Below are 4,380 nucleotides of genomic sequence, written 5' to 3' on the forward strand. Positions count from 1 at the left end.
CCCCCGCCGCGGCCGCCGAACCCGCCCCGGCTCAGCGTCGTCCCGTTCCTGGACTTGATCGTGCCCTTCGGCCGGACCGACGAGCCGCCCGACGCGTAGCCGTTGCGGACGCTGCCGCCGTAGTACCAGTAGTACTGGCCGTACGAGGTGCCGCCGTCGATGTCGTCGCGGTCGCAGTTGAAGTCGGACACCACCTTGCGCCCGCCCGGGTCGTCGCGGTCGACGCAGCGGGCGACCGTCGACTTCGACCCGCAGGCGACCAGGGTCACCGAGAGCGCGCTCACCATCCCGACCTTCACGGCACGGGATCTGAGCCGGCGGGCGGGCTCCTGAGGCGGCATGAAGAGCACATCCCTTCGGTGTACGGAGGTTTTGAGAGAGTGAGACGCGGCGAAACGGAGCCTGGTTCCCGCTGGAGCGAAACAAAGGACTAGGGCCTGTTTCAAAGTTGATCAGAGCCACTCGTTGATGGCAGCGATGTGGACGGTGGCCTGGTAGCGGACCGCGAGCTTGTCGAACCTGATGGCGACCGCCCGGTGGCGTTTGAGCCGGTTGATGCCGCACTCCACGGCGTGGCGCTCGCGGTAGTCGACCGGGTCGAAGCCGGGCGGGCGACCGCCGCGGGCGCCGCGCCGGAGCCGGTGGCGGGCCTGGTCGGCGGGTTCGGGGATCGTGGCCGCGATGCCCCGCCGCCGCAGATGGGCCCGGATCGCGCGGGACGAGTACGCCTTGTCCCCGCGCACCCGTTCGGGCCGGGTGCGCGGGTGCCCGCCGCCGATCCGGGCGACCCGGATCCCGGCCATGACCGCCTCGAACTGGGGTGCGTCGCCGCGCTGCCCGGCGGTGACCACCAGCGACAACGGCTTCTGCCCCTGCTCGCAGGCCAGATGCAGCTTGGTCGACAGCCCGCCCCGCGACCGCCCCAAGGCGTGGTCGCCGGGCTCGGCCGTGGTTCCGCCGGGCGGTTCGGCCTGCGCCTCGCCGCGCCGGCGGGCTCCGGCGGCGTGCTGATGGGCGCGCAGGACGGTGGAATCGATGCCGATCTGCCAGCCGATCAGCCCGGCGGCGTCGGCTTGGGCCTGGAGCCGGGCCAGGATGTCGGCCCAGGTGCCGTCGCGTTGCCAGCGGCGGAACAGCGAGTACACCGCCTGCCAGGAGCCGTAGCAGGCGGGCACGTCCCGCCACGGGGCGCCGACCCGGGTCCGCCAGCGGATGCCGTCGATGAGCTGCCGTTTCGTCCATTTCGAGGGCCGGCCCGGACGTCTGGGCGCGGGCAGCAGGGGTTCCAGCCGCGCCCATTGCTCGTCGGTGAGGTCGTGCCGCCTCGTCACCGCTAGGGTGGCCACGAGGTCTCCGGTGTTGTTCTTCTTGGTCGATGAACGCTCTACCGGAGACCTCGCTGCGTCCGGCGCATGACACGCCGCCGCTCATCTCACTTCGAAACAGGCCCTAATCGGGCACCGGGAGGTGGGCGAAAAGGTCCATCGCGTCCACCGTGGAGGGCAGGTCGCTGACCTGGCCGTCGCCGACCTCCACCACGCGCCACCGGCCGTCCGACCGGCGCGCCAGGTCGGTGGTGATGAACCGGCAGCCGAGCGCCCGCACGGCGGGCGCCACGTCCGCGACCTCCGGGACGGGCTCCACGTCGGGGCTGTCGGGATGCGGCCCCACCAGCACCGGCTCGCCGTCCACCCACCACACGCGCGCCTCGCCCGCGCCGGCGTACTCCTCGAACTCCCGCACGACCAGCCCGCCCGCGAGGAAGTCGCCGCGCAGGGCGATCATCTTCGCGGCGACGTCGCGGAGCCGGGCCGCGTTGTGCACGTCGGGCACGAAGCACGCCTCGTCCCACTCGTGCTTGCACGACTTCACGTAGTCCTTCACGACGCCCGGGCCGGGGCTCAGCGGGCGCACCAGCTCCGCCAGCTCGGCCGCCCCGCCCGGGTCGCCGCCCGGCGGCAGCGGCCGCCACACGCTGGGCGGCGTCAGCCCGGCGAACGTGTCGTGCCACCCCGGCAGCTCGTGGGCGCGCCGGTAGTCGTCCGGATGCGTCAGCAGCGTCGCCCCGCGCGCCTTCAGCGCGGCCGCCAGCGCCGCGTACTCGCCGGCCGACAGCATCCAGCCCCGGTACCAGACGGCGCCCAGGCCGTCCGGCACCCGGCGCACCGCCTCGGCGGCGTCGCCGCGCTGCGCCGCGTCGTGGTCGATCAGGGCGATCTCGCCGTAGTGGTCCCGCACGGCCGCGGCCTCGCGGGTGAAATGGGGGTCAACGCGCCGGGGGTGCAGCGGATCGACGCAGAAGAGGACGGTCAGCGTCATGATGGGATACCCCTCCGTGGACGGAGCCAGCGTACGGGGGCCGACCCCGGGCGCGCACGGAGATTCCGGCCGAAACGACGCACCGGACGATGATCGAACGAGTGTTCGGTAAGCTGGTCCCCGCCCGCGCCGTCGTCCACAGGCGCGCCGGGCGGTCGAAAATGTCGGTGGCCCGCCGTAACGTCGCCCTCGACATCGCAAGCAGCGGCCAGAGAGCCGACAGTCACGACGAATAAGGACATCTCATGGCAGCGAACGACAGGGAGAAGGCTCTCGAGACCGCCCTCGCGCAGATCGAGCGGCAGTTCGGCAAGGGCTCGGTCATGCGGATGGGCGAGGAGGCCCGGGCGCCGGTCGAGGTGATCCCGACCGGCGCGATCTCCCTCGACATCGCGCTCGGCATCGGCGGGCTGCCCCGCGGCCGCGTCGTCGAGGTCTACGGGCCGGAAGGCTCCGGCAAGACCTCGATCGCGCTGCACGCCGTGGCCAGCGTCCAGAAGAAGGGCGGCATCGCCGCGTTCGTGGACGCCGAGCACGCCCTCGACCCCGAGTACGCCAAGAAGCTCGGCGTCGACATCGACGCCCTGCTGGTCTCCCAGCCCGACACCGGCGAGCAGGCCCTCGAGATCACCGACATGCTGATCCGCTCCGGCGCGATCGACATCGTCGTCATCGACTCCGTCGCGGCGCTCGTCCCGCGCGCCGAGATCGAGGGCGAGATGGGCGACAGCCACGTCGGCCTCCAGGCCCGCCTGATGTCGCAGGCGCTGCGCAAGCTCACCGGCGCGATCAACCAGACCAAGACCACCGCGATCTTCATCAACCAGCTCCGCGAGAAGGTCGGCGTCATGTTCGGCTCCCCGGAGACCACCACCGGCGGCCGGGCGCTGAAGTTCTACGCGTCCGTCCGGCTGGACGTGCGCCGCATCGAGACGCTCAAGGACGGCACCGAGGCCGTCGGAAACCGCGTCCGGGTCAAGGTCGTCAAGAACAAGATGGCCCCGCCCTTCCGGGTCGCCGACTTCGACCTGCTGTACGGCCAGGGCATCAGCCGCGAGGGCGGCCTCATCGACCTCGGCGTCGAGCACGGGTTCGTCCGCAAGTCCGGCGCCTGGTACACCTACGACGGCGACCAGCTCGGCCAGGGCAAGGAGAACGCCCGCAACTTCCTCAAGGCCAACCCGGACATGGCCGACGGGATCGAGAAGAAGATCAAGGAGAAGCTCGGCATCGGCCCGAAGGTCGACAAGGAGGCCGAGCCCGTCCCGGCGGACGCCGCCGCGGCGCCCCCGGCCCCCGCCGCCGCGCCCGCCAAGACGACGGCCGCGAAGAAGACCGCCAAGGCCAAGGCCGGTGATTCCTGACGGTGAATCCCGCGATATGGGTGACTCCTGACGAAGAGTAAGCGATGATCTCGTATGTAGGGCGGCGGCGCCTGACCCGGCACCGGCGCGCCGGTGTCCGGACCTTCCCCGGTGGCGCCGCCGCTCGCGCGGCATGAACGGCGACCCGAACGGCGACGCCCCGGCGGCCGAGGCGCGTGACCCGGAGTCCCGGGCCCGCGACATCTGCCTGCGGCTGCTGACCGGCTCCCCGCGGACCCGCGCGCAGCTCGCCGACGCCCTCCGCCGCAAGGACGTCCCGGACGACGTCGCCGAGCGCGTCCTGTCCCGGTTCACCGACGTCGGGCTCATCGACGACGAGGCGTTCGCCCAGGCGTGGGTGCAGTCCCGGCACGCCGGCCGGGGCCTCGCCAAGCGCGCCCTCGCCGCCGAGCTGCGCCGCCGCGGCGTCGCCGACGAGACCGTCAACGACGCCGTGGAGGCCCTCGACCCCGCCCGCGAGGAGGAGACCGCCCGCGCCCTCGTCGCCCGCCGCCTCCCCGCGACCCGCGGCGTCGACCCCGCCAAGCGGATGCGCCGCCTCGTCGGCATGCTCGCCCGCAAGGGCTACCCGCCCGGCCTCGCCTACCGCGTCGTCAAGGAGGCCCTCGCCGCCGAAGGCACCGACCTGGACGACGCGGTAGGCGAGGCCGGGCGGGTAGCCCTTGCGGGCGAGCAT

At 72.8% G+C, this 4,380-nt stretch carries 5 protein-coding genes; 2 read left to right on the top strand and 3 right to left on the bottom strand.

The genetic code is table 11. The annotated features are described in order from the left end of the window. From DMH08_RS38670 to DMH08_RS38680, 3 genes are all read right to left on the bottom strand, one after another. Window positions 1-287, bottom strand: a 287-nt coding sequence (locus tag DMH08_RS38670; RefSeq protein WP_125621208.1) for a hypothetical protein, incomplete at its 3' end; no start/stop codon positions are given. Window positions 288-452: 165 nt separating this feature from the next. After that, the gene (locus DMH08_RS38675; RefSeq protein ID WP_125621204.1) at window positions 453-1,346 is read right to left on the bottom strand and encodes an IS5 family transposase; all 894 of its coding nucleotides are present in this window, start codon (window positions 1,344-1,346) and stop codon (window positions 453-455) included. Between the two features lie 103 nt (window positions 1,347-1,449). After that, window positions 1,450-2,319: an ATP-grasp domain-containing protein gene (locus tag DMH08_RS38680; protein ID WP_026405531.1), complete on the bottom strand. Its 870-nt coding sequence runs from the start codon at window positions 2,317-2,319 to the stop codon at window positions 1,450-1,452. A 245-nt stretch (window positions 2,320-2,564) separates the two neighbouring features. On the opposite strand from DMH08_RS38680, the gene recA reads away from it, so the two are divergent. Next, window positions 2,565-3,683: a recombinase RecA gene (recA, locus tag DMH08_RS38685; protein WP_026405532.1), complete on the top strand. Its 1,119-nt coding sequence runs from the start codon at window positions 2,565-2,567 to the stop codon at window positions 3,681-3,683. Window positions 3,684-3,816: 133 nt separating this feature from the next. Continuing rightward, window positions 3,817-4,380: recombination regulator RecX (gene recX, locus DMH08_RS38690; protein WP_125621206.1), on the top strand; the 564-nt coding region annotated here is incomplete at its 3' end.

Origin of the sequence: Actinomadura sp. WAC 06369, assembly GCF_003947565.1 — a bacterium.
Lineage (GTDB): Bacteria > Actinomycetota > Actinomycetes > Streptosporangiales > Streptosporangiaceae > Spirillospora > Spirillospora rifamycini.